The 21,510-nt window shown below is 62.3% G+C and carries 24 protein-coding genes, 1 pseudogene and 1 riboswitch; of the genes and pseudogenes, 14 read left to right on the top strand and 11 right to left on the bottom strand.

The genetic code is table 11. From position 1 onward, the window contains the following. Positions 1 to 34: 34 nt before the first annotated feature. The 5 genes from RVAN_RS17070 to RVAN_RS17055 all read left to right on the top strand — a co-directional run bounded on the left by RVAN_RS17070 (position 35) and on the right by RVAN_RS17055 (position 3,825). Positions 35 to 1,099, top strand: a complete 1,065-nt coding sequence (locus RVAN_RS17070) for an AraC family transcriptional regulator (protein WP_013420946.1) — start codon at positions 35 to 37, stop codon at positions 1,097 to 1,099. Positions 1,100 to 1,201: 102 nt separating this feature from the next. Continuing rightward, on the top strand, positions 1,202 to 1,585 hold the full coding sequence (locus RVAN_RS20935; protein ID WP_245258006.1) for an RcpC/CpaB family pilus assembly protein: 384 nt from the start codon (positions 1,202 to 1,204) through the stop codon (positions 1,583 to 1,585). After that, the gene (locus tag RVAN_RS20930; RefSeq protein WP_049779507.1) at positions 1,528 to 1,806 is read left to right on the top strand and encodes an RcpC/CpaB family pilus assembly protein; all 279 of its coding nucleotides are present in this window, start codon (positions 1,528 to 1,530) and stop codon (positions 1,804 to 1,806) included. Before RVAN_RS20935 ends, RVAN_RS20930 begins: the two co-directional genes overlap by 58 nt. Before the next feature lie 101 nt (positions 1,807 to 1,907). Further along, positions 1,908 to 3,467, top strand: coding sequence for a type II and III secretion system protein family protein (locus RVAN_RS17060; protein ID WP_013420945.1), 1,560 nt, complete (start codon positions 1,908 to 1,910; stop codon positions 3,465 to 3,467). 73 nt (positions 3,468 to 3,540) lie between these two features. Beyond that, entirely contained in the window at positions 3,541 to 3,825 is a 285-nt protein-coding gene (locus tag RVAN_RS17055) for a hypothetical protein (protein WP_013420944.1), read from the top strand. Positions 3,826 to 4,109: 284 nt separating this feature from the next. Here RVAN_RS17055 and RVAN_RS19855 read toward each other — a convergent pair whose 3' ends face one another. Both RVAN_RS19855 and RVAN_RS20390 read right to left on the bottom strand, forming a co-directional pair. Further along, positions 4,110 to 4,349, bottom strand: a complete 240-nt coding sequence (locus RVAN_RS19855; protein WP_081449522.1) for a hypothetical protein — start codon at positions 4,347 to 4,349, stop codon at positions 4,110 to 4,112. 27 nt (positions 4,350 to 4,376) lie between these two features. Then, positions 4,377 to 4,616, bottom strand: a complete 240-nt coding sequence (locus RVAN_RS20390) for a hypothetical protein (protein WP_155942504.1) — start codon at positions 4,614 to 4,616, stop codon at positions 4,377 to 4,379. Positions 4,617 to 5,055: 439 nt separating this feature from the next. Here RVAN_RS20390 and RVAN_RS19845 point away from each other — a divergent pair. Both RVAN_RS19845 and RVAN_RS17045 read left to right on the top strand, forming a co-directional pair. Next, positions 5,056 to 5,187, top strand: a pseudogene (locus tag RVAN_RS19845) (transposase domain-containing protein); the annotation flags it as partial. Between the two features lie 156 nt (positions 5,188 to 5,343). After that, positions 5,344 to 6,309, top strand: a complete 966-nt coding sequence (locus tag RVAN_RS17045; protein ID WP_013420942.1) for an IS481 family transposase — start codon at positions 5,344 to 5,346, stop codon at positions 6,307 to 6,309. Here RVAN_RS17045 and rnhA read toward each other — a convergent pair. Genes rnhA through ispH form a run of 3 tightly spaced genes read right to left on the bottom strand, consistent with a single transcriptional unit; the run spans position 6,306 to position 8,760 of the window. Further along, positions 6,306 to 6,818, bottom strand: a complete 513-nt coding sequence (gene rnhA / locus RVAN_RS17040; RefSeq protein WP_013420941.1) for a ribonuclease HI — start codon at positions 6,816 to 6,818, stop codon at positions 6,306 to 6,308. The two genes, RVAN_RS17045 and rnhA, sit on opposite strands and share 4 nt — an antisense overlap. Beyond that, complete coding sequence (locus RVAN_RS17035; RefSeq protein ID WP_013420940.1) at positions 6,808 to 7,767, bottom strand: homoserine kinase; 960 nt, start codon at positions 7,765 to 7,767, stop codon at positions 6,808 to 6,810. The genes rnhA and RVAN_RS17035 overlap by 11 nt, the downstream gene beginning before the upstream one ends. 21 nt (positions 7,768 to 7,788) lie before the next feature. Continuing rightward, the gene (gene ispH, locus RVAN_RS17030) at positions 7,789 to 8,760 is read right to left on the bottom strand and encodes a 4-hydroxy-3-methylbut-2-enyl diphosphate reductase (RefSeq protein WP_210160443.1); all 972 of its coding nucleotides are present in this window, start codon (positions 8,758 to 8,760) and stop codon (positions 7,789 to 7,791) included. A 246-nt stretch (positions 8,761 to 9,006) separates the two neighbouring features. Here ispH and RVAN_RS17025 point away from each other — a divergent pair, with 246 nt between their 5' ends. The 4 genes from RVAN_RS17025 to metZ all read left to right on the top strand — a co-directional run bounded on the left by RVAN_RS17025 (position 9,007) and on the right by metZ (position 13,483). After that, complete coding sequence (locus RVAN_RS17025) at positions 9,007 to 9,645, top strand: hypothetical protein (RefSeq protein ID WP_155942503.1); 639 nt, start codon at positions 9,007 to 9,009, stop codon at positions 9,643 to 9,645. 165 nt (positions 9,646 to 9,810) lie between these two features. Beyond that, on the top strand, positions 9,811 to 10,170 hold the full coding sequence (locus RVAN_RS17020; protein WP_013420937.1) for a hypothetical protein: 360 nt from the start codon (positions 9,811 to 9,813) through the stop codon (positions 10,168 to 10,170). Positions 10,171 to 10,599: 429 nt separating this feature from the next. Further along, positions 10,600 to 12,045: an amidohydrolase family protein gene (locus RVAN_RS17010; RefSeq protein ID WP_013420936.1), complete on the top strand. Its 1,446-nt coding sequence runs from the start codon at positions 10,600 to 10,602 to the stop codon at positions 12,043 to 12,045. 126 nt (positions 12,046 to 12,171) lie between these two features. Then, a riboswitch (SAM riboswitch) is annotated at positions 12,172 to 12,249 on the top strand. Positions 12,250 to 12,289: 40 nt separating this feature from the next. Beyond that, entirely contained in the window at positions 12,290 to 13,483 is a 1,194-nt protein-coding gene (gene metZ, locus RVAN_RS17005; protein ID WP_013420935.1) for an O-succinylhomoserine sulfhydrylase, read from the top strand. Positions 13,484 to 13,534: 51 nt separating this feature from the next. Here the strand turns inward: metZ and RVAN_RS17000 are convergent, their stop codons facing one another. Further along, positions 13,535 to 13,924, bottom strand: coding sequence for a PRC-barrel domain-containing protein (locus tag RVAN_RS17000; protein WP_013420934.1), 390 nt, complete (start codon positions 13,922 to 13,924; stop codon positions 13,535 to 13,537). Positions 13,925 to 14,088: 164 nt separating this feature from the next. On the opposite strand from RVAN_RS17000, the gene RVAN_RS16995 reads away from it, so the two are divergent. From RVAN_RS16995 to RVAN_RS16985, 3 genes are all read left to right on the top strand, one after another. Next, a complete protein-coding gene (locus tag RVAN_RS16995; protein ID WP_013420933.1) occupies positions 14,089 to 14,289 on the top strand; it encodes a CsbD family protein in 201 nt (66 codons plus the stop codon). Positions 14,290 to 14,464: 175 nt separating this feature from the next. Then, positions 14,465 to 15,916 carry a siroheme synthase CysG gene (gene cysG / locus RVAN_RS16990; RefSeq protein WP_013420932.1) on the top strand — a complete coding sequence of 484 codons (1,452 nt, stop codon included), beginning with the start codon at positions 14,465 to 14,467 and terminating at the stop codon, positions 15,914 to 15,916. A 111-nt stretch (positions 15,917 to 16,027) separates the two neighbouring features. After that, positions 16,028 to 16,609, top strand: coding sequence for a Tll0287-like domain-containing protein (locus RVAN_RS16985; protein ID WP_013420931.1), 582 nt, complete (start codon positions 16,028 to 16,030; stop codon positions 16,607 to 16,609). A gap of 172 nt (positions 16,610 to 16,781) precedes the next feature. Here RVAN_RS16985 and RVAN_RS16980 read toward each other — a convergent pair whose 3' ends face one another. The 5 genes from RVAN_RS16980 to ftsE all read right to left on the bottom strand — a co-directional run bounded on the left by RVAN_RS16980 (position 16,782) and on the right by ftsE (position 21,441). Further along, the gene (locus tag RVAN_RS16980; RefSeq protein ID WP_013420930.1) at positions 16,782 to 17,987 is read right to left on the bottom strand and encodes a trans-sulfuration enzyme family protein; all 1,206 of its coding nucleotides are present in this window, start codon (positions 17,985 to 17,987) and stop codon (positions 16,782 to 16,784) included. A 196-nt stretch (positions 17,988 to 18,183) separates the two neighbouring features. Then, positions 18,184 to 19,008 (bottom strand): lysophospholipid acyltransferase family protein, encoded by an 825-nt coding sequence (locus tag RVAN_RS16975; RefSeq protein WP_013420929.1) that lies wholly within the window; start codon positions 19,006 to 19,008, stop codon positions 18,184 to 18,186. Further along, complete coding sequence (locus RVAN_RS20575) at positions 18,992 to 19,687, bottom strand: YdcF family protein (RefSeq protein ID WP_169309580.1); 696 nt, start codon at positions 19,685 to 19,687, stop codon at positions 18,992 to 18,994. Before RVAN_RS20575 ends, RVAN_RS16975 begins: the two co-directional genes overlap by 17 nt. A 71-nt stretch (positions 19,688 to 19,758) precedes the next feature. Continuing rightward, the gene (locus RVAN_RS20570; protein ID WP_013420927.1) at positions 19,759 to 20,736 is read right to left on the bottom strand and encodes a cell division protein FtsX; all 978 of its coding nucleotides are present in this window, start codon (positions 20,734 to 20,736) and stop codon (positions 19,759 to 19,761) included. A 27-nt stretch (positions 20,737 to 20,763) separates the two neighbouring features. Beyond that, the gene (gene ftsE, locus RVAN_RS16960; RefSeq protein WP_013420926.1) at positions 20,764 to 21,441 is read right to left on the bottom strand and encodes a cell division ATP-binding protein FtsE; all 678 of its coding nucleotides are present in this window, start codon (positions 21,439 to 21,441) and stop codon (positions 20,764 to 20,766) included. Positions 21,442 to 21,510: the final 69 nt, after the last annotated feature.

The following is a 21,510-nucleotide window of genomic DNA, read 5'->3' as shown; positions in this document are numbered from 1 at the left end:
ATCGACTGGCAATGGGGGGCGGACGAGAGGAAACTTGCAGGACACATTCGCCAAACTGGAGGAAGCGAGCGACGGCCGTGGCGAACGCGACACGATCTCCATCGCGTTCGTGCGCGAGGCGCTGGTGGTGCCGCGCCAGCGGGGCATCGATGTCGCGCGTGTGCTTCAGCGTTCCTCCATCTCGCCAGACCTGCTCCATTCGGCGCAGGCGCGCGTGCCCGTCGCGCAATACGCGCTTCTCTGGCAGCATCTGACGCGCGAGTTGAAAGACGAATTCTTCGGCATGGACATACGCGCCATGAAGCCCGGCAGCTTCGCCATGCTGTGCCTTGCCGTTCTCGGCACGCGCACGCTCGGCGAAGCGCTCCAGCGTGCGCTGCGCTACCTGCGTCTTTCGCTCGACGGCATCGAGGGCCGCCTCGCGCGCGAGGATCGCTACTGCCATATCACGCTCGGCGATGCGGCCTGCGGCTTGCCGCGCGGTGTCCGTCCGCCGCCCGCGCGGGCCTTCGCCTACGGGACGTATCTGCTCGTGGTGCACGGCCTTGCCTGCTGGCTCGTCGGCCGCCGGATTCCGCTCGTGAGCGTCCAGTTCCGCTGCGGGGAGCCGGATTTCAGCCCGGAATGGCGGATCATGTTTTCGCCGCGCCTCGAATTTTCCGCGAGGGAGACGCGCGCCTTCTTCAAGAGCTTCTATCTCGACCTTCCGGTGATCCGCGACGAGGCGGACCTCAAGCCCTTCCTCCGGCAGGCTCCGGCGAACCTTCTCGTGAAATATCGCGGCTGGCAGACGTGGTCGGCGCTGATCAGGCGGCGGCTGCGCACCCTCGACCCGGCGTCATGGCCGACCTTCGACGAGATTGCCGCCGAGTTTCATCTGTCATCCTCGACGCTGCGACGTCGCCTCGACGACGAGGGGCTGTCCTATCGCGTCATCCTCGACGACCTCCGCCGCGATCTCGCGATCTCGCTCCTCTCGCGCACCGACGCCACAATCCAGTCCATCGCATTCGACCTCGGTTTTACCGAAAGCAGCGCGTTCCATCGAGCGTTCAAGAAATGGACGGGCGTTTCGCCCGGCAATTACCGCGTGGGCTAGGTGTTTAGTCCCGCTCCTGTCGTGAAAACCATCACCTACAAGAGCCGTCTCTTAATTCCACCGCAAGGCGGCCTTCACCGGACGGATACGGAATTGGCGAGCATGCGCCGCGCGCTTCCGAGCGGCGTCTTCGCCACCAAGAACGAAGTCTTCGCCGGTGAACAGAAGCGCCGCGTCGCGCTGCCTCTCGCCGAGAACGAGCCGATCCTGCAATCGAAGCTCGTCAACAACAACGATCTCTCACTGGCGGGCCGCCTCACGGCGGGCATGAGCGGCGCCACGATCCGCGTCAACGATACGGCATCGGTTGGCGGGCTGCTCCAGCCGGGCGACATGGTGGACGTGCTTCTGACCAAGAACGAGCAGCGCAGCGAAGACGGGCGCGATCCCGATCCCGCGTTCACCGTGACGTTCTCAAGAACATCCGCGTGCTCGCGGTCGATCAGAATTACAGACGCGCCGCCGAGGTTTCCCTGCAGACGCTGAAAACCGTCACGCTTGAGGTGACATCCGACGACGCGAAGAAGCTCGCTCTCGCCGCGACGCTGGGCCAGCTTTCGCTGACGCTCAATCCTGGCGGCCCCTGGAAAGGCCACGACAGCGGCATCGTGGAATCGAAAGATCTGATCCATCTGCATGCCAACAATCCGGCGGCGGTGAGCAACGATCCCGTGGTGGCTGTCACGCGCGCCGCGAACCGGAAGTAATACCGCGTTCACAATGAGCAGTAAGGCGCGTCCAGTTCCGTTGCGTCGCGAAAGTTGTGTTTTTTGAATATTCAAAAGGTCAGTCGGGCGGGGCTAGCATAATGAACGGGCCAAAACGAAACGGAGCAGGCGGAGCGCGCGGTTCGCGCACCCTGAAACTCCTCATCTGCACGATCTTCCTCGGGTTGGGTGCAAGCGCATACGCAACGGAAAAGCCTCCGTCACCCGTGCCGCCGTCGAAACAGCCGGTGAAAAAGGTTCAGGGCTTCGGGGCTGCCGCGCCGCTCTATCATCTCAATACGCAGAACGAGCGCATCGATGTGCGGGTTGTGCTCAATCGTTCGGAAAACGTGAAGGTCGAATACCCCTTCACCGAGGCGCTCGTCACCAACTCCGACATCGCGGACGTTGTGCCGCTGACCAACGCTTCGATCAACATTCTCGGCAAGAAGATCGGCAACACGCGCCTTTCGCTGCTCGATCAGGACAAGAGGGTAATCGGCATCGTAGACATCGAGGTGTCCCACGACGTGGACATGCTCCGCCGCGTGATGCGCGACAACCCCTCCTTCTCGAACCTGCGCGTTGCCGCCGTCAACGGACGCATCATGATCGCGGGCCAGGCGTCCGATGCGGTGGCGCTGTCGCGCGCGCTGGCGCTCGCGGAGCAGTTCGCGCCGGGGCAGGTGACGAACGCGATGACGGTCGCCTCGCCGCAGCAGGTGATGCTTGAGGTCCGGTTCATCGAGGCGAGCCGCAATCTCGCGCGCGGCGTCGGCGTGAATGTCTCGGGTGGCGGTCGTTACGCAGGCGGTACGACCGGCGTAGAGACGCTAAAGGAAAAGAGCAGCATCACCTCGGATTCTACCGGCATCACGACCAACCTCATTTCCGATCTCGCCGCTGGCCTCGGATCTAACCTCGTTCCTTTCGGCGCGATGACCGGGCGCGTGATCGGGGGCTCCGCGCCCATCGACGTGACGATCCGCGCGCTGGAATCGCAGGGGCTGGCCCGCCGCCTTGCCGAGCCGAACCTCGTCGCGCTCTCCGGCGACACGGCAAGCTTTCTCGCGGGCGGCGAATTTCCCTTCCCGGTCGCTGGCACCAACAACACGATCACCACGGAATTCAAGAAGTTCGGCATCGGCCTCGCCTTCACGCCGACGGTGCTCGCCAGACGTCAGATCAACCTGAAGATCGAGCCGGAGGTGAGCGAAATCGACTACTCGGCGGCGGTGAAGATCGGCAACGTCGAAGTGCCGGGCCTCAGCGTGCGCCGCGCCTCGACCACGGTCGAACTGCGCGACGGTCAGAGCTTCGCCATCGCGGGGCTTATGCAGGGGTTCCATAATGCCGATACGCGACAACTGCCATGGATCGGGGACGTGCCGATCCTCGGCGCACTGACCCGCAGCACCTCCTTCCAAAAGAAGGAAACCGATCTCGTCATCATCGTCACCCCGTGTCTGGTGCAGCCGATGGTGCCGGGCGACGCGCAGGGCTCGCCGCTGGCCAATCGCAGGCCGGGCAACGATGAGGAATTCTTCATCGCGGGCAAGCAGGAAGTGCAAACGTCACGCCCGAGGCAGGATTTGACGGGCCACATCATCGACTATCAGGACGGGCCGCAGGTCGACACCAGCTACAAGAGGACGAAATGATAATGAGCGCGAGCGAACGGATGGAGGGACGCGAGTCCCGGCGCGGCGCGGCGGTCCGCATCGGCACGCAGGCATGGTCGCCGGTCTTGGTGGCTGCTACGAGAGCCATTATTCCCGCAGCGATTTCATCACGCGCCAGGCTGGCGATGCGGTGGCGGTCAACAAGGCGAGCCAGACCATCGACCCGTGGTCGAAGGAAGCGAAGGACCGCACGATCACCCAGGACGGCAAGCGCGCCGCGGTCGCGATCGAGCGCTACGACCAGAACAAGTCGATTGAGCCGAAGGGGCTCAGCACGACGACCATCAGCGGTCAGGCCGGGCCTGGTGCACAGGCTACGGCGTCGATCCAGAACTGATCGGGCGAAATCGGAAGGCGGCGGGCAGAGCATGCAACGAACGAGGTTGCCAGAGGGGGAGCGCATGGAAGAGCGGCTGGCTTTGCCTATGCCTCTCGGCGAGGCGCAGTCCTTAATTCGTGAAGAGGCGGCGGGCGGGCCGCAGGCTCGCGTTGCGGGCGCGGTCGTGCTCCTCACGTCTAGCTTCAGCCTAAGGGAAAAGGCCGAGAAGACGTTCGGCTCGATCCCGGGCACGCGCCTTGTTGTGGTCGAGCCCACGAACGGCGATCCGGCGCGCGCTCGAGTCAGTCCTCGCTCCGCAACTCCTGATCGTCGAACTGGATAATGCCCGGCGCGTCGACACGGCCTTCATTGGCCGCCTCAAGGCGGCGAAGTTCGAGACTGTTCCCGTTGTGGTGATCTCGAACCTGCTCGATCCTGAGACGGTTGGCGCCCTCGTCCGGCTCCGCGTTGACGATTTCCTGTCGAGCGATTGCACCATCGGGGAATTTCACAAGGCCTGTCAGCACGCGCTGAAGCAGCACGCGCGGGAGACGCCCGGGCGCGCAACCTCATGTTACTCCTTCTTCCCCGTCAGCGGCGGATGCGGGAACACTACGCTCGCGATCCAGTCGGCGTTCCTGATCGGACGCCGAAACGGCATGTCGAACGTCTGCCTCGTGGATCTCAACCTTCAGGATGGGGCCGTTGCGGATTATCTCGATCTCGCGCCCTCTTTCCGCATCGACGAAGTCGCCTCCTCGCCCGCCAGGCTCGACCGGCAGCTCCTGGATGTGATGCTCTCGCGGCATTCCTCCGGGCTTTCGGTGCTGGCTGCGCCTCGGTGCCCGGCCCGCCACATCAACGTCAGCGCCGAAACGGTGGCCCTCGTGCTCGGTCTTCTTTCGCAGTCCTTCAGCACAATCGTCGTGGATTTGCCGAAGACCTGGCATGCGTGGACGGAAAATGTCGTGTGGGGCTCAAATCGGGTCTTCATCGTGTCGTCCTTCACCGTTCCTGCCCTTCGTCAGGCGCGCGCCGTCTCGGAAGCCATCGCCGGTGTGGCGGGCGCGGATGCTGCGGTGTCCGTTATCGTGAACCGGTATCACGAGTCGCTTTTCGGCGGCGGGCTGCAGAAGAAGGATGCCGAGCGCGCGCTGGGCGACAGCCTTGCCGGGTTCATTCCCGATCTCGGTAATGTCGTGCTGGAGGCGATCAATCGCGGGCTGCCGCTGTCTGCTATCTACACTCGAGACGTGCAAGATGAACGGCGTCGATCCGCGCGCCTGGCTCGCCGATGTCCTCAGACGGCTTCCAGGACACCCAGCCAGCCGTATCGCAGACCTCCTGCCATGGAACTGGAAAAAGCCAGCCGCCCTGTGAAGGGCTTAGGCGCTGGGGAAGGCCGGGCAGGCCCGGCGGGAAAGGGGGACACGGAGGATCCGCGCGCGGCCTCGTGGGGCGGTGTCCGCAAGGGCCTAGATGTTTGATCCCGGCATTTGATGGTGCATTATTCTCCCTCGGCTGGAAGGATGCGCTATGGGACAAATTCTTCATGGGAGCGCCACAACGACTGAGGCGGTCCGTCGAGCGATACAGCATAGTCAAGAGAGCTTGAGGGCCCTGGCCAAGCGCTACGGCATCAACACGAAGACGGTCTCGAAATGGAAGAAGCGCTCATCCGTCGCCGATGTGCCGACTGGACCGAAAGAGCCGAAATCCACGGTTCTGTCGGTCGAGGAAGAGGCGATAATCGTCGCCTTCCGCAAGCATACGCTCTTGCCGCTCGACGATTGCCTCTATGCGCTACAGGCGACGATACCGCATCTGACTCGCTCGTCGCTGCATCGCTGTCTTCAACGCCACGGTATTTCTCGGCTGCCGGACGTCGAAGGCGACAAGCCCGCCAGGAAGAAGTCCAAGTCCTATCCGATCGGCTATTTTCATGTCGACATAGCCGAAGTGCAGACGGCCGAAGGCAAGCTCTATCTCTACGTCGCCATTGACCGCACGAGCAAATTCGCCTTCGTGCAACTCGTCAAAAAGACCGGCAGGACGTCCGCTTCAGCCTTCCTCGTCGCCCTGATAGAGGCAGTTCCCTACAAGATTCACACGGTGCTCACCGACAACGGCATCCAGTTCACGTTTCCGCCGCGTTATGCCGATGGACCAACGGCCAGATACATGACGCACATGTTCGACATGCGATGCAGCGAGAACGGCATTGAGCACCGCCTCACCAAGGTCAAGCATCCCTGGACAAACGGCCAGGTCGAGCGAATGAACCGGACGATCAAGGAGGCGACGGTCAAACGCTATCACTACGACCGTCACGAGCAGCTCGAAACCCACCTATCGGACTTCATCAACGCCTATAACTTTGCTCGCCGACTAAAGACCCTCAAAGGCCTCACGCCTTATGAGTTCATCTGTAAATGCTGGACGAATGAGCCGGAAAGATTCAAGATCGATCCAATCCATCAAATGCCGGGACTGAACACCTAGAGCGCGTCGTCCGGCAGCGAGACGGGCGTGCCCCCGCGCTTGATGATTTCTTTCTGCTCGGCGATCGCCTTCTGCGTGAGCTTGTCCGCGCGCTCGTTCAGCGCGTTGCCCGCGTGGCCTTTGACCCAGTGCCAGCGTACATCATGGTGCTTGCGTGCCGCGTCTAGGCGCTGCCAGAGTTCGGCGTTCTTCACGGGCTTGCGCGCGGCTGTTTTCCAGCCATTCGCCTTCCATCCGCCGATCCATTGCGTGATGCCGTTGCGCACATATTGCGAGTCGGTGAAGAGATCGACTTCGCACGGGCGCGTCAATTCTTCGAGCGCCTTGATCGCGCCCATGAGTTCCATACGGTTGTTGGTGGTAAGCGGCTCCCCGCCCCACAGATCCTTCTCGCGGCCCTTGTAGATTAACACCGCACCCCAGCCGCCGGGGCCGGGGTTCCCGTGGCAGCCCCCGTCCGAATAGACGACGACCGCGCCCTCGCGCGGGGCTTCGGCCTCAGAGGCCATAAGCGCCAACGTGCTTAACGCCGTCGTGAAAGGCGAGCTTGCGCCAGTATTCCATCGGGTCTTTCCGTTTCACGAAGGCGTTGTCTGGCGTGTTGAACCAGTCGTAAGCGCGGGTGAGGAAAAAACGGATCGCCGCCCCCTTCGCGAGCAGCGGCAGCGCTGCCACCTCGGCCTCATCCAGCGCGCGCACCGAATTATAGCCGGCGAACAACGCGCGCGCCTTCGTGACATTGAACGCGCCGTCCAGCTCGAAACACCACGCATTCATGCAGATCGCGAGATCATAGGCGAACAGGTCGTTGCAGGCGAAGTAGAAGTCGATCAGACCCGAAACGCGGTTGTCGAGGAAGAACACGTTGTCGGGAAACAGGTCCGCGTGTATGACGCCTCGCGGGAGGTTGCTTGGCCAGTGCGCGGCGATGTCGTCGAGATGGCGGATGAGCGACACGGAGATCTTCGGCACAAGCCTGTCGGCAAGCCCTTCGATGCTCGCGAAAAGCTCCTGCCAACCCGCTACCGACAAGGCGTTGTCGCGGTGAAGCGCAAAATCTCGCCCGGCCAGGTGCAGGCGCGCGATAGCTTCCCCGAGCGAATGGCAATGCACCGGCTGCGGTCGCTTGAGCGAGTATCCCGGCAGGAAGGTTACGAACGCAGCAGGCTTTCCCGCCAGCGTCTGGAGAATGCGGCCGTCAAGGTCGTGCACAGGCAAGGGGCAATTCACGCCCTTCTGTGCGAGATGTTCCATGAGGCCGAGAAAGAACGGAAGGTCGCCAGCCGCCACGCGCTTTTCATAGAGCGTGAGGATATACTGGGCCTTGTCCGTCCCGAGATAGAAATTGCTGTTCTCGACGCCCTCGGCAATGCCCTTGAAGGCCAAGACCTGCCCGATGTCGTATTTCGCCAGCAACGCGTCGAGATCTTCGACCGAAACTTCGGTATAAACAGCCATGTCACGCGTGTCGCGCTGCGCTCACTGCGCGGCGGCCTGCTGGAGCGCGCGCGGGATCTTGAAGATGACATCCTCGGTTGCCGTACGAACGATTTCGACGGTAACGTCGTAGCGCGCCTTGAATTTTTCGATGATTTCGTCGACGAGCACCTCGGGTGCGGATGCACCGGCAGTCAGACCGAGCACCCCGATGCCTTCGAGATTGTCCCACGGAATTTCCGACGCCTTCTGCACGAGCATCGCCTTCGGACATCCCGCGCGCACCGCCACTTCGACGAGCCGCTTGGAATTGGAGCTGTTGGGCGCGCCGACGACGAGAATCGCGTCGCACTTGCTCGCGATGGCTTTCACCGCGCGCTGCCGGTTCGTCGTGGCGTAACAGATGTCTTCCTTGGCCGGCCCCTGGATGAGCGGGAATCGGGACTTGAGCGCGGAAATCATTTCGACGGTGTCGTCGATGGAAAGCGTTGTCTGCGTGATATAGGCGAGCTTGGCCGGGTCGCGCGCCTCGAAGTCTTCGACGTCCTTGACCTGCTCGATCAAGGTCACCGCCCCTTCCGGGAGCTGGCCGAGCGTGCCGATCACTTCCGGATGGCCCGAATGGCCGATGAGGATGATTTCGAGGCCCGCCTTGTAATGGCGTTCCGCTTCGAAATGCACCTTGGAGACGAGCGGGCACGTCGCGTCGAGATAGAAGAAGTTACGTTTCGCGGCCTCGACAGGGACCGATTTCGGCACGCCGTGCGCCGAGAAAATGACCGGTGCGTCGGTGCTGGGAATCTCGTTCAGCTCCTCGACGAAGATCGCGCCCTTCGCTTCGAGGCTCTCTACGACCGTGCGATTATGGACGATTTCATGACGGACATAGACCGGCGCGCCGAACTTCTCAATCGCCATTTCCACGATCTGAATCGCGCGGTCCACACCAGCGCAAAACCCTCTGGGCGCGGCGAGGAGAACTTCAAGGCGTGGTTTTTCCGTCATCAGGTCCATCTCCAGAACTGAGCGATCGCAAAAGGCGTGCGGAACTCCGCAAAAAGGTCAAATTTGGCAGGGAAGGGGAGCGTCGAAGCTTGCGGCCCTCTCTCCGGCTCGTTAGGCTCGCGGAGCGCGCTCGAAATCCGGTGCCATGTTGTAGCAATAATGAGCGCGACAAACCATAAAAAAGCAACGCTACTCAAAGTCGCGGGCTTTGAGGGAAGTGTTTAAATCTTTGGTAAAGAAGGAACGATGGGGCACATGAGGGGATCTTTAACGGCAGTGCTGCGGCTGCTTGGTTGCGGTTGCATAGCCGTATCGGTCAGCGCCTGCGGGCTGTCGCAAATGCCGTCCATCGGCGACGGCGGCATCTTCTCGGGCAAAAAGGCAGAGCCTTCGTGGACCCCGATCATCACCGAAGACAGCATGATTACGGCCGCTCGCACGAACTCGGATGGCCCGGTTGAAATGGCGGCGGCCGCGGGATGCCCTCCCCTTCAGGTCGAGGGTGGCCAGCGCTACGTGACGATCTATGACAGCAACCGAATCGGCGACGCGTCCGCAGTCATCCATCGCGCGGAAATCACGAAGACGGCGCGCGAATGCCAGGCCACAATGGGCGTGGTGCAGGTCAAATACGGCCTAGCGGGCCGGGTGCTCCTCGGCCCCAAGGGCAAGCCGGGAGCGGTAACTCTGTCCATCGTGATGCAGGTGCTCGACAAGGCGAAAAACAAGGTCAAGTCCGAGACCTTCAACGTCTCCGTGAACATCACCACACAAAACCCGATTTCCTATTTCGCGCTGGTTCGGGATGTTGCAATCCCGGTGCGCGATGGCACGACCCCGCAGGATTACACGGTCTCGTTCGCCTTTGAGAAGAAGGGCCCCGGCGCCGCTTAAAGAAGCGAGGTAAACGCGGATCGCTCGTTGATTAGTCGGTGCGCCGAACCGTGAGCGACATGCGCTAAGTGAGAACTGCCGTTAAGCAGAGGCGAAGCTTGGGCTTCCCTTTCACGCATTTCATGCTAAAACGTATAAAACTTTATCGTTTGTGGATGAGATGCCGTGCTGCGTTCGCTCCCACTACTGGCTTTGGCCTTGCTAGCCGCCGCTTGCGCTCCCGCCGCAACATCGGTCCCGACCGCGAATCAGTTTGTTCTGACTGAGCCGGAACGGTACAAGACGGCAACGGAGCGGGAACTGGCGCAGCAATTCGCTGAAAACGATTGCAAGGCGAAGGCGCTGGCCGCCGGCGTGGCGGTTCAGAAAGTCGGACAGTCCGACCATTCGCAAAGGGCGTCGTCTTCGGGCGACGTCAATCTTGGCGCGACGATCCGCACCCGACGACAGTCCGACGAGATGTACGCCGCAACCTTCACTGCGTGCATGAACAAGGCCGGTTTTCTGCTGAAGCCCGCCGTCTGAGCCGAACCGTTCCGAGCAACATGCGACAGGGCGCTTTGGCGAATTCGGCGCGAAAACTGCGGCTGACTTGCGCCCGGTCGAGCCGTGGAGGGTGACCCGGCCGCTGGCGAAATTCGACCGTACGTCTTCAAACCGCGCGCCGATCGAGCGGCAAAGGCGGCGTTCGCGCCGACGCCGCGTATTCCTTGCCGCGAACTGCGCTCGCAGTCCCGTCAAAAGCTTCGTTCAACGCGCGTCGAACGCCGGTGTTTATTCCCAAAATTGTGAATTTTCGCGAAAGCGCCATTTCGCCATTGACGAGTGAGGCGCATTTCATCACCATGCGGCCATTTGCGGAGGGGCAAGTTTCGGCAAGTTCATCGGCGCATGTGAGAAGGAGAAGCCGGAAAACTAGCACGAGGGGGGAACGTCACGCAAGGGGTAAATGGAATGAACGACGGTATATCGCTGGAAATGCTCGCCTTCAATCTTAAGCTTTTGGGGCGAAAGAGCAGAAAGAAAGTCCTTATCAGTGCGGGCAAGGAGGACGACAAGGCAAGAATGCTTCCCGCGATCAAGCAATTTCTAAGCCTTGAAGTCGACGTTTTTGCAACGCCGGGCACGCACAGATTTCTCACGCGTCACGGCATCGACACGGTCGAGATTCACAAGATCACCGACGGCCGCGCGCCGAACATCCGCACATTTCTGAACGAGAACCGCTTCGACCTCGTCATCAACGTGCTGACGGGCGACAACGACTACGACGAATCGTCGGACGCGAAGCTCATCCGCAAGCTCTGTATCGAGAACGGCATTCCGCTTATCACCGATTGCGATGTCGGCATCGAAACCTTGCAGCAGATCGTGCGGGACACGAACAAGGGCACGTTCCGCTACAAGCTCTCCGATAATTCCGAGCCGTGGAACCTTCGGCTTCACTTCATGGAAGCGGTCGAGAAGCTTGGCGGTTTCGCGAGCCATCACGCGCATTTCGACAAGGCCTACCTCGTGAACATGGATAACCTGCGGCTCAGCCAGGTCGACATGCAGAAGAAGTGGGAGATTTACCGCTACCTCAAGGAAAACTACACCCACGACGATCTCGTCGAGCGCATCAGCCGCGGCCTTGAGACGATGATCGCGCAAGGCGTGACCTATTGCCGAACGATGGTCGACGCGGACTCCACCGTGGGCCTGCTGCCGATCAAGGCGGCGGTCGAGGTGAAGAAGCGCTATGCGGATCAAATTCACTTCGAGGTTGGCGTTCAGCCGCTGCAAGGCGTGCTCGACCCCGCGTCCTACGAGCAATATGCCGAAGCCTGCGCGATGGCCGATTATTGCGGCGGGCTGCCCTCGCGCGACCGTCCACGCCCCGAGGCGCATCTCGATACGATCCTCGACCTCGCGAAACGCCTCGGCAAGCCGGTGGATGTGCACGTGGATCAGGAGAACAACCCGCTCGAAAACGAGACGGAGCTTCTCGCCGAAAAGACCATTGAGCATGGCATGCAGGGCCGCGTCTTCGGTGTGCATGCGATTTCGCTCGGCGCGAAAAGCGAGCGCGAGCAGGACCGCATCATCCAGAAGATCCTCGACGCCGATATGGGCATCGTGATCTGCCCGTCCGCCGCGCTCAGCATGGCGCAACTGCCGATGACGGCGCCGCTGCACAATTCCATCGCGCCGTTCCCGAAGCTGCTCGCGGCGGGGGTGCGGACCTATCTCGGCGTCGACAATATCCACGACCTGTTCATGCCCATCGTGGATGGCGACGTTTGGACCGAATGCCGGATGCTGATGGAGGCGTGCCGCTTCTACGACATCCAGCAGGTGGCGAAGTGGGCCTGCGCACGGCCGATAGCGGCGGAGCGCGCCGCCTCGCTCGCTGCGTGACACGAAATCTCATGCCCGACCCGATGGGATACGCGCGTCGATCTTTTTTCGGTGCGCGGTTTCATAGGGCGGGCATATTTCTTCGGCGGTTGCCCTTGACGGGAAAGTGCACGCGGGTGTTAGCTGGCCTTCGAACGTGGTCCCTTTGCCGGCCGGCTTGCAGCCACGCTAAACAAATTGCTAAAAGGCCGCTCGCCCTCTCTCTTGAAGGCTTACGGCATTTTAGCGCCCATGAGGGGTTATAATGTCCGATCATACGGGGCTTGACGGCCTTCATCCCGATACGCTTCTCGTCCATTCCGGCACGTTGCGCTCGCCCCACGGCGAGACGTCCGAAGCGTTGTATCTGAACTCAGGCTTTACCTATGAGAGCGCCGCCGAGGCCGAAGCCCGCTTCAAGGGCGAAGCCGAAGGCTACGTCTACAGCCGCTACGGCAACCCGACCGTCACCATGTTCGAGACGCGCATCGCCGCGCTTGAGGGCGCAGAGGCGGCGCGCGGTACGGCGTCGGGCATGGCGGCAGTGTTCGCCTCGCTCGCCTCGTATCTCCGGGCTGGCGATCATGTGATCGGCGCGAAGGCCGTGTTCGGTGCAAGCCGCGCCATCATCGAGGAAATCCTCCCGCGCTTCGGCATCGAATCCACCGTTGTCGACGGTCGCGACCTCGACGCCTGGCGCGCGGCCATTCGCCCGAACACGCGCGTGCTGTTCTGCGAAAGCCCCGCCAACCCCACGCTCGACATCGTCGACATCGAAGGCGTCGCTGGCATCGCGCATGACGCGGGCGCGATCCTGATGGTGGACAACGTCTTCGCGACGCCGCTTCTGCAACGGCCTCTCAAGTTCGGCGCCGATGTCGTCATCTACTCGGCGACGAAGCACATCGACGGGCAGGGGCGATGTCTCGGTGGCGTCATTCTATCGACGACGAAATTCATCGAGGAGCACGTGCAGGGCTTCCTGCGCCAGACCGGCCCGACGCTCTCGGCTTTCAACGCCTGGGTGATGCTGAAGGGCCTCGAAACGCTGACCGTGCGTGTCGAGCGCGAAAGCGCCAGCGCGGCGAAGATCGCGGACTTTCTGAGCGAACAACGCGGCATCGCGCGCGTGATGTATCCGGGCCGCGCCGATCACCCACAGGCGGCGCTCGCGAAACGGCAGATGGCGTCAGGCGGGCCGCTCGTGGCTTTCTCGCTCGACGGAGACAAGGACGCCACGTTCCGGTTTCTGGACGCGCTGCGGGTCATCAAGATCTCCAACAATCTCGGCGATGCGAAATCGCTGATCGCGCATCCGGCCACGACCACGCATCAGAAATTGTCAGACGAAGCGAAGGCGGAGCTTGGTATCACGGCGGGAACGCTCAGGCTCTCGGTGGGGCTTGAGCACGCGGACGATCTCATCACCGACATCGCGCAGGCGCTCACCAAGGTTTGACGGCGCAAGAGCCATACCGGAGCGCTGGCGCTCCGGTATGCGATCAGGGCCTCAGCGATTGATCGATGGGTTCGACCAATAGGGCTGGACGGTATAATGCTCGTGCGTGCGGCTTTCCCAGTCCGTGCTCGCGAAGGCCTCGTCGTCGAGCGGCGGCGAGTTCTCAAGCTGCTCCTTGGTTATGTTGGTGCGGAAAGCGTCGAGATCCTCGTCATAGCGGAGCGCCGACCACGGGATCGGGCGCTCGCTACGGCCGATTCCCAGAAAGCCGCCAAAGTCGACTACGGCGTAAGCGACACGCCCGCCCACGCAATCGATCATGATTTCCTCGATGGTCCCGATCCGCTCGTCGCCGGCGCCATAGACGTAAGCACCTTCGACATCATCGCTCGATATCAGCTTGCGGCCGGGAGTTATCGCATCCGTTCGGTCTGTTTGCATGTTGCAGTCCTCCTTCGCGCGAAACAAAGCTTGGGCGGTCTCGTTCCCTTCTCTAGGTGAGCAATCGCCAACAAACTTAAGCTTTGCCAAAGGTTCGGGAGCGTGCCTTGGGGAACATTTGCAGGTGGCAATCGTTCACCCAACAGTCAATTGGAGGACAATCCATGAATTGGGATCAGATTTCGGGAAACTGGAAGCAGTTCGAGGGCAAGGTGCAACAGCAATGGGGCAAGCTGACCCACGACGACTTGACCGAAGCCAAAGGCGATGCGCAAGTACTCGCGGGCAAAATTCAGGAACGCTACGGCGTTTCGAAAGAGGAAGCGGAGCGTCAGGTTGACGAGTGGCATCGCTCGCTTCACTAATTTCGATGTTCGCGCGGCTCAAGCCGCACAAAAAGGCTCGCCTCACCGCGGGCCTTTTTCGTGTTCGGGCAGCGGAGGGGGTGTTTGACGGGCGGTGGAATCTCCACTTCGCATTTTTCTCGCGCAAAACCGCGCGCGATGGGTTAGCCCTACAGCCCAAAAAGTGAGCCGACCCGTGGAACAGCTTCCCATCTTCTTTCAACTCAAGGGCAAAACCGTCGCCGTAGCCGGTGGCGGCGCGCCCGCCGCTCGTCGCGCCGAGCTTGCCCTTCGCGCGGGCGCGCGCGTCAGCGTCTTCGCCACCCATCTCGGCGACGACTTTCGCGCAATCGTTGACGATCCGCATTTCGTGCATGAAACGCGTGCCCCGTCGGCTGCCGACATGGCAGGTCTCGCGCTTGCCTTCGCCGCGACCGGCGACCGCGCGTCCGACGAGGCGATGGCCGCGCTTGCCCGCGAGGCGCGCGTGCCCATCAACGTCGCCGACACGCCCGAGCTTTGCGACTTTATCATGCCCGCCATCGTAGACCGCGATCCGCTCGTGATCGCCATCTCGACCGGCGGCGCGTCGCCCATCTTCGCCCGCATGATCCGCGCCCGCCTCGAAAGCACGATTCCCACCGCCTATGGCCGCCTCGTCGCGCTGGTCGGCTCATATCGCGAGCGACTGGGCCAGCGGCTTTCGGATCTTTCGCAGCGCCGCCGCTTCTGGGAGAGGGCGCTCGAAGGCCGCGTCGCGGATCGCTTTCTCGCGGGGCGCGAGGACGAGGCGCGGGCCGAACTCGAACGCGCGCTCGACGCGGCGGACGATACCGAGCTTGCTCAGGGCGAGGTCTATCTCGTCGGCGCAGGGCCGGGCGACCCGGACCTTCTGACCTTTCGCGCGCTCCGCCTCATGCAACGCGCCGATGTCGTGCTCTATGATCGCCTCCTGCCGCCCGGCATCCTGAACCTCGTGCGCCGTGAAGCCGAGCACATCTATGTCGGCAAGGAGCCGGATAGGCACGCCGTCCCGCAGGAGGAAATTTCCGCGAAGCTCGTGCGGCTTGCGAAAGAGGGAAAGCGCGTGCTGCGCCTCAAGGGCGGCGATCCGTTCATGTTCGGGCGCGGCGGCGAAGAGATCGAGGCGTTGGCCGCTGCGGGTATTTCGGTGCAGGTCGTGCCTGGCGTGACCTCGGCGGCGGGCTGCTCGGCCTATGCGGGCATTCCGCTGACGCATCGCGATCACGCGCAGGCCTGCGTTTTCGTCACAGGACACGCGCGAAGCGGCGGTGGCCTGAGCCTCGGCTGGGAGGCGCTCGTGCAGCCGCATCAGACGGTCGTGATTTTCATGGGGCTTGGGCAGCTCGAGTCGCTTATGCATCAATTCGTGGCGCATGGCGGCAACCCGGCGCTTCCCGCCGCCATCGTGGAAAACGGTACGCGACCGAATCAGCGCGTCGTGACGGGCACGGTCGAGACCATCGCCGGAGCGGCAGCGAGCGAGGGGATTGTCGGCCCGGCGCTTGTGATCCTCGGCACGGTCGTCGCGTTGCGGGAAAGGCTCGTGCCACGTGGCGGGCCGGTGTCGGACGAACCGGGCATATTCTCAAATGCGCATATCCCCGCCACCATGACGCCTGTGTAAGCCCTTACTTTTTGCGGTCTTCCGGCGTTCGCGCCCGTGCTATATATGCGCCATCATGAATACGAAGGCGCAGGCCCGCCGGGGCAGCGCAACAAAACAGGGAGCGTTGAAATGGCTTTTCGAACGGGCGGGATCGCGATCGCCATGGCGATTCTGGGCGTCGCGGCGGCGGAGGCGGAGGAAGCAGCGAGCCCCGAGGCTCTTGCGGTCGAAGCGCGCGGTATCGTCGGTCGTTTCGCCGACAAGCTGAAGGGTGAACTCGTCGGCGCGATGAAAGAGGGCGGCCCGGTCGCCGCCATTAGCGTGTGCAACACTGCGGCACCCGCGATCGCTTCCGAAGCGTCGACCGGCGGTTGGATTGTCCGGCGTACATCGCTAAAGCTTCGCAATCCCGCGACCGCACCCGACGCGTGGGAGGCGGAGACGCTCGCTCGTTTCGACGCGGCGAAAGCGGGCGGCGCGGACCCGACGAAACTCGAAAGGGCCGAAGTCGTGGAAAGCGGTGGCCAGCGCAACTTCCGCTACATGAAGGCGATCCCAACGGCGGCCGAACCATGCCTGGCGTGTCACGGGACGAACCTGGCCGAACCCGTCAAGGCGAAACTCGCGGAGCTCTATCCCGACGACAAGGCGACGGGCTACAGTGCGGGCGACATCCGAGGGGCGTTCACGCTGACGAAGCCGCTTCCCTAGACGGCCTTGGGCGGGCGCACCTGCGGTGTGCGAGGCGCGCGCGTCGCCCCTCGTTGATCAAAAGCATCGGTCCCGGCGCGCGACGGGCGCGGATTAAGCTACCGTCGCTTCTCATCCGGCGCGGTTTTCACTCGCTAAGCCCGCGCTTTTTCCATGACCTCCTAGCAGTACGTCAATCAAGCACCCGCGCGAGGTCGGCGATCAAATCGTCCGCGTCTTCCAGCCCAACCGACAGGCGGAACACGCCTTCGCCAGCCGCTGCCCGATAATCGGCCTGGGCTTCTCCTTCCAGCCGGAAGGCGGAGCGCAGCAGGTCGTCGGTCGGGATGTAGAACAGCAGGCTCACCGTCTTGCCAAGCGACACAGCGTAGGAGATCACCTGAAGCTCGCGGGCAAAACGGGAGGCGAGCGCCTTGGCGTCGCCCTTCACCGTGAACGAAAGCAAGCTCGAGAAGTTCTTCATCTGCCGCCGCGCGATCTCGGCCTGCGGATGGCTTTCGAGCCCCGGCCAAAGCACGCTCGCAACAGCAGGATGGCCTTCGAGGTAGCGGGCGACGGAGCGCGCGTTTTCCTCGTGGATGCGCATGCGCGCTGGCAGCGTTTCAATCCCGCGCAGGATCAGCCATGCCGCGAAAGGCGAGAGCACGGCACCGAAATGGATGAGCGGACCGGCGCGCAAGGCGGTCGCATTTTCAATGTCTCGCGCGGTGATCGACCCGCCAAGCGCGTCGCCATGCCCGACCAGATATTTCGTGAGCGAATGCACGACATAATCCGCGCCGAGCAACAGCGGCTGCGTGGCGACGGGCGTGGCAATGGTCGAGTCGACGGAAAATTCCGCCCCTGCGCGATGTGCGATCTCCGCGATGGCGGCGATGTCGCTGACCCGCAGGATCGGATTCGCGGGCGTCTCGATATGCACGAGCCGCGTCTTTCCGGGACGGATCGCGGCGGCAACGGACTCGGTTTTAGAGGTATCGACGCGCGTCACCTCAATGCCGTATCCGGGCAGGATGTCCAGCGCGAGTTCGGCGGCTCCTGCATAACACACGTTCGACAGCACGAGATGGTCGCCCGACTTCAGCCGCGACAGGAACAGCGCCGAAATCGCGCCCATGCCGCTGCCGAAAACGACGGAGCCCGCGCCGCCTTCAAGCGCGGTGAGGCGGTCTTCGAGCAGCGTCAGCGTGGGGTTGCCCCAGCGCGTGTAAAAGGGCGGCGGCGAGCCGGTGAGTTCGTTCGCAGAGAAGCCCACACCTTCCGCATCGGCGTAAAAGCTCGATCCGGGCACGATGTCCGGTGTTACCGAGACGCCGGGCTGCCGCGCGGTGATGCCGCCGCGAAGAGCAAGCGTTGCCTGTTTCAATCCCTCGGTCATGGTAAGTGCGAGCCGCGCTGATGAATTTCTGATGGCGCTACTTTAGTGCAAAGCCATTGAAATGACGAGGATTCTCGCGAATTTTTGCGTCGCGCCAGATTTCCGCGATGCCGTTTTGCGCATCACCCGAATGATGACAAGAATGCCCGCGCGATGACGGCCGCGAAGAAAATCGACCCCCTCACGCACGCCGCGATCACTCGCGCACGGCGCGGCTTTCCTTGTCGACAAATGACGGATGCGCAGTCGCGGGCTGCGCGAGGCCACGCGCCTCAAGCTCGCGGCGCGCTTCGAGGCGTAGGCGCTCCGATGCCGTTTCGATCTCGCTTTCGAGCCGCTGCATGAACTCCTGCTTCGGCAGCCCCGGCGGGATCGGGTCGAGGAATTCCACCACGATGGTGCCGGGATAGCGCAGGAAAGAATTGCGCCGCCAGAACATGCCGGAGTTGAGCGCCATCGGGCACACGGGCACTTTCAGATCCTGATAGAGGACGATGATGCCCGGCTTGTAATTGGGGGCAGCGCCCGGCGCGGCTCGCGTGCCCTCGGGAAAAATCACGATCTCGCGGCCTTGCGCGACGCGGCCGCGCGCCTCGCGCATCATCTGGCGCAGCGCTGCCGGGCCAAGCTCGCGCTGGATCGGGATGAGCTCGAATTTCTTGCAGAACCGGCCGTAGAGCGGGATCGACAGCAGTTCCGCCTTCATCACAAGCGCCGGGTCGCGCATGAGCGAGAGCGGCGCGAAGGTGTCCCACGTGGCCTGATGTTTCGCTGCGACGATGCACGGGCCCGGCAGAAGCTTCTCTCGCCCGCGAACCTCCATTTTCGTGCCGCAGATCACGCGCAACAGCCATTGCGAGACGTCGCCGTGCAATTTCAGCGCCGCCATCGCCCAACTGCGCGGCACGAAAGGCAGCAGCAGCCAGCTTCCGAGGATCAGAAATATCGCCCAGCTAATGTAGAGGATCGGAATGAACAGCGCGGATCGGAAATAGAGGAGGGCTTTAGCTGGCGCGCGCATTGATCAACTGTGGCTCGTGTTCGACTCTGGCGGAGGCGTTGGAGATGGAGTTCGCGCCGTAACGCGCCATCGCCGTGATGTACTTCATATACTCCTTCCAGAGAACCCACGCAGTGCGCGAATCGCGCCACCAGCGCTCGTCGAGACGCGGCGCCCTGACAGGATACGGAACAAGCTCCACATCCCGCATCGCCTGATGAAGTTCGATCAGCGCGCGCGGCATATGATAGGTGGACGTGACGACGATGATCGATCGGTAGCCGCGTTTTCGCACCCAGTTCGTGGTCTCGGCCGCGTTGGCTTCGGTGTTGTGCGCGTTGTCGAGATCGACGCAGCAGGAAAACAGCGACCAGCTTCGCGACCCGCGAGATGTGGTGAGGCTCATGATCTGCGGTGCGCGTGTCGTCTTGTGCACGCCCGAAATCAGAAGCCGACGCGCCTTGCCCTCCGACAGAAGGCGCACGGCGGCGGCGATGCGCTCCTCGTCACCCGTGAGCGCGACGATGGCGTCGGCGTCCTTCAGCCTCGTCGACGGCATGATGCTGACGGAATATGCGAAGATGAAAAAGCCGCACATGATGGCAAAAGAAAAAAGTGCGGTTATACGCACGGCGCGACGGAAGATCGCTCTGGGAGAGAGCAGATTACGCGGGCAATTCCTGTCGCCGTCGGTGCTCATTGCTCCGGCAGTATAGCGCCGGGCTGCGGAATTGCCTATTATTTTTGGATCGCGTTCCTCTCTCATTAACCTTAAATGTTCTGGTTGTTGAGGATCCTCCGCACACCGTAGCGCGAGGTAAGTTTGCAGATGAGGGCGACGGCTACCACCACCACCACCAGCACGGCGTATCCGCCGATGTCGAGCGTGCCCGCGCCAACGAGGCGGCGAATCTCGGCCGCCGATGTCGCGGATGTGCTGATGCCCTCGGTGATGTATGGGAGGCAGAAGAAGAGTAGGCCAGCCAGCCCCGCGCCGAAAATCCCGGCCCGCACACCAACCTTGACGAAGTGCGTCTCGAACTGTCGCGCGATGAATTTTTCCTCGGCGCCCACAAGGTTCAGCACAGACACGATCTCGCGGTTCGAAGCGAGAGCACTCGTAGCGGCGGCCACGATCACCGCCGCCGTCGCCATCGCCATCAGGAACAGCATGCCGATGCCGCCGATTTCGAGGAGCCGCGTGAGACGCCGAATTTCGTTGCGCCATAGCCCATGGTCGTCGAGCAGCGCACCCGGAAACTTCGATTCGAGCACTGTCTTGAGCGTGGCGATGTCGGGCGGGCTCGACATATCGATCTGCACCGCGATGAGCTTTGGAATCGCGAAGCTCTTGAGCACCTCGGAGCGGCCGATCCACGGTTCGACCAGCTTCAGCGACTGTTCCTGTGTAAATGGCGTGACGCGAGCGATGCCGTTCTGGCCCTTCAGGAACTGCACGATCTCGGCGGTTCTGTCGTCGCTGGAAGAGTCGGCACGTGGCTGGACCTGGATGGTGATCTCGGCCGAGATGCGATTTGTCCAGACATTCGCGGCGTTGAAGACGACATACACACCGCACGCCGTGATCGAGGCCAAAAAGCCCATGATCGCGATCACGAGCGCGAGCGAGTGGCCCGTGACCGATCCCGGCGGCACGATGGGAGCGTTCGACCGCGCATATTTGGGCTGCGACTGCTTGCGCGTCTTGTAGGGGACGGGAAGCGAGGACGCGGGTTGGACGGTACTCATGATTCGACGGTACTCATGGCCACATCGCTACTCGTGCATTTCCAGCCGGCCGCTTTCAAGCTGCATGCGCGCTGCCGGGAATTGCGACATGAGCTGATAATCGTGGGTCGCGATGATGATCGACGTGCCGAGCCGATTCAACTCGATGAAAAGACGGAGAAGGCGGCGCGCCATTTGCGGGTCGACGTTGCCGGTCGGTTCGTCGGCGAGGAGCAGTTCGGGCTTCGCGATCACGGCCCGCGCGATGGCGGCGCGTTGCTTCTCACCGCCCGAAAGCACTGCCGGGAAGGCGTGCATGCGGTCGCCGAGACCGACCCAGCGCAGAAGTTCCGTCACATCGTCCTGATAGTCGCTCTGCTTGCGGCCCATCACGCGGAGCGGAAGCGCCACGTTCTCCCATGTCGTGAGATGGTCGAGCAGGCGAAAATCCTGAAAGACGATGCCGATGCGTCGCCGGAGATCCGCGCGCTGACTGGTCGTATTCTTGGCGATATTTCGTCCGAAAAGATAGACGAGGCCGCGCGTTGGCCTGAGCGACATGAAAAGCATGCGGAGGAGCGTTGTCTTCCCGGCGCCGGACGCTCCGGTCAGGAAGTGAAACGAGCCAGGATGCAGATGAAAATTTACGTCGCGCAGGACTTCCTGGCCGGCCCCATAACGGAGACCGACGTTCTCGAATCGAATAAGAGCATGACCGGTATTCACAACCTCAACCCTGCTGTTCGCTCCCGAGCCGATTTATGATAAGCCCGGGTCGATCTAGCAATTGATTTC

This window comes from Rhodomicrobium vannielii ATCC 17100, from assembly GCF_000166055.1.
GTDB classification, from domain to species: domain Bacteria; phylum Pseudomonadota; class Alphaproteobacteria; order Rhizobiales; family Rhodomicrobiaceae; genus Rhodomicrobium; species Rhodomicrobium vannielii.
The sequence above is the reverse complement of the archived record's forward strand: the minus strand, read 5'-3'. Positions and strand labels throughout refer to the sequence as shown.